This is a genomic window from Brevundimonas sp. (assembly GCF_032107865.1).
In the GTDB taxonomy this organism is placed as follows: Bacteria; Pseudomonadota; Alphaproteobacteria; order Caulobacterales; family Caulobacteraceae; genus Brevundimonas.
In genome coordinates this window covers 1-2,358 of record NZ_DAMCNG010000043.1, presented here as the reverse complement: position 1 = coordinate 2,358, position 2,358 = coordinate 1, and the positions used below count along the sequence as shown (strand labels likewise).

General features: G+C 71.2%; 2 protein-coding genes. Both read left to right on the top strand.

What is annotated here, in order from left to right; all coding sequences use genetic code 11:
- The first annotated feature begins 36 nt into the window (after nt 1-36).
- The gene (locus RT567_RS05960; RefSeq protein WP_313574996.1) at nt 37-603 is read left to right on the top strand and encodes a DUF3035 domain-containing protein; all 567 of its coding nucleotides are present in this window, start codon (nt 37-39) and stop codon (nt 601-603) included.
- 185 nt (nt 604-788) lie between these two features.
- Nucleotides 789-2,306 carry a TolC family protein gene (locus RT567_RS05955; RefSeq protein WP_409516151.1) on the top strand — a complete coding sequence of 506 codons (1,518 nt, stop codon included), beginning with the start codon at nt 789-791 and terminating at the stop codon, nt 2,304-2,306.
- Nucleotides 2,307-2,358 lie beyond the last annotated feature (52 nt).

The window sequence follows — 2,358 nt, the reverse complement described above, 5'->3', positions numbered from 1 at the left end:
CCGCCTCTGCGGCGCGCCTCCCGGAGCCGAACGACCATGCGTAACCGTCCTGTCCTGATCGTGACCCTGGCCGCCGGCGCGGCCCTCAGCCTGAGCGCCTGCGGATCGATGAAGCAGAGCGTCGGCCTGTCCAAGGTCGTGCCGGACGAATTCGTCACCGTGGCCAGCGCCCCGCTGGTGGTGCCACCGGAATACGGCCTGACCCCGCCTTCGCCCGGCGCCCCGCGCCCGCAGGAACTGGCCCCTGAAAGCGCCGCGCGTCAGATTCTGCTGGGTCAACGCCAGGCCGTGACCCGCACGCCCGGCGAGCAGGTTCTGGCCGCCGAAGCCGGCGCCGACCGCGCCGATCCGTTGGCCCGCTATGTCGTCGACGACGAATTCGGCAGCCTGGCGCACAAGGAAGAAAGCTGGGCCAACCGCATCATGTTCTGGCGCAAGGACGATCCCGCCAGCCAGGCCGCAACCAACAGCCAGACCTCCGAAGGCGGCAAGACCATCGACGCCGCCAGCGAGCGCGCGCGTCTGGACGCCCTGACCGGCGGCCGCGAAGGCATCACCATCGCCGCCCGTCGCGACGGCCGCTTCAAGCTGCCGGGCCTCTAGGACCGGACAGGCTGCATCTTCGATCAGAGGGCGCGTTCGTCACGGCGAGCGCGCCCTTTGCAATTGGCGCGCTTGCTTGACGCAACGGCCGCGCTTCAGGATCGTTGTTCACGGCTGGTTGCGGGGTTGAAGCGATGGCTAGGGCTTGGAACGGATGGCGTGTCGCCTTGGCTGCGGGCGTTCTTATGGCCTGCGCGACGCCTGCCCTGGCTCAGGCTCAAGCCGCCGCCGAGACGCCGCGCACGCCCCTGACCTATGCCGAAGCCGAGACGCGGCTGCGCACGACCTCCAGCCTGGGACGCGCCGCCGGTTACGGGGTCGAAGCCGCCGAGGCCCAGGCCCAGGTCGCCGCTGGACTGAACCGACCCACGGTGTCGCTGGACGCCCAACTGATCCGCTATCGCAAGACCTTCGACCTGTCGCTGTCGGACACGCTGGACCGCGCCCAGTCCGATCTCGGCGCCGCCATCCCCGGCCTGATCTCGGACCTGCCGGGGGTGCCGGGCGACGTGCTGAACGCCGTGGGACAGCGGCTTCAGGCCGCCCTGCCGGAGATCTTCGCCGCCCTGCCCCATGATATCCGGCTGCAGGTGGACGACACGACCTTCCGCCCGACGGTGACGGCGCTGCAACCGATCTACACCGGCGGGGCCATCCCCGCCCTGCGGCGCGCGGCGGCGGCCAATGTCGACCTGGCCGAGGCCCGGCGGCAGGAGGCCCTGAATCTGGAGAGCGTCAACCTGGCCCGCGCCTATTTCGGCCAGGTGCTGGCGGCCGAGGCGTTGAAGATCGCGCTGGAAACCCGCGACGGCTTCGACCTGCACCTGCACAACGCCCGACGCATGGAAGAGGAAGGGATGCTCAGCCGCGCCCAGACCCTCCAGGTCGAGGTCGCCCGCGACGCCGCCCAGCGCCAGCTCAACCGCGCCGAACTGGAGCATGAAAACGCCGTCGCCTCCCTGGCCCGTGTCGCCGACGTCGAGGCGGGCGTGACCCCGACCACCCCCCTGTTCGTCAATCGCGATCCGGTCGGCCCCGCCTCCGTCTTCCTGGACAGCGCGGGCCAGTCGAATTCGCGCATCGTTCAAGCCCAGGCCGGGCGGGATCTGGCCGAGGCGGGGGCGGATCTGGCGGCCTCGCGGATGAAGCCGTCGGTCTACGCCTTCGGGACTTACAACATGAACCCGGACGACGCCCTGCCGACCGAGCCGGACTGGGCCTTTGGCCTGGGCGCCCGCTACACCCTGATGTCGTCGCTGGACCGGCGGCGGATGCTCGACGCCGCCCGCGCCCAGGCCTCGGCCGCCGGAGAGGTCGAGCGCCAGGCCCGCGACGACGCCCGCCTGCTGGTCACGCGCGCCTACAACCAGGTCGAGTTGGCGCGGCGGCAGTTCCTGACCATGGACAGCAGCCTGGCGGCCGCGCGCGAGAACGCCGAGGAGCTGGACTACCTGGAGATCGAGCACGCGTACCTCGACGGCTCCACGCGCGGGCGCGCCGAGGTGATCCGCGGCTTCCGCGAGGGCGAGGCGACCGCCGCCTCGGTCATCGACGCCCGCAACCTGCTGGGAACGGCGCGGCTGCAACGGGCCGCGGCGGCCTATGAGTACGACCTCAGCCTGTCGGCCCTGCTGGCGGCGGCGGGAAGCGACCAGACCCTGAACGACTATCTGCAACGCGACGACCGGATCAGCGCCCCATGAGCGAGACGCCTTCCTCGGCCTATACGCCGCCCCAGCCGGCCGAAGCGCCCCC

Bases quoted from the DNA above. Each gene is read 5' to 3' on its own strand.
- RT567_RS05960 (WP_313574996.1), top strand. From the start codon at position 37: ATGCGTAACCGTCCTGTCCTGATCGTGACCCTGGCCGCCGGCGCGGCC.
- RT567_RS05955 (WP_409516151.1), top strand. From the start codon at position 789: ATGGCCTGCGCGACGCCTGCCCTGGCTCAGGCTCAAGCCGCCGCCGAG.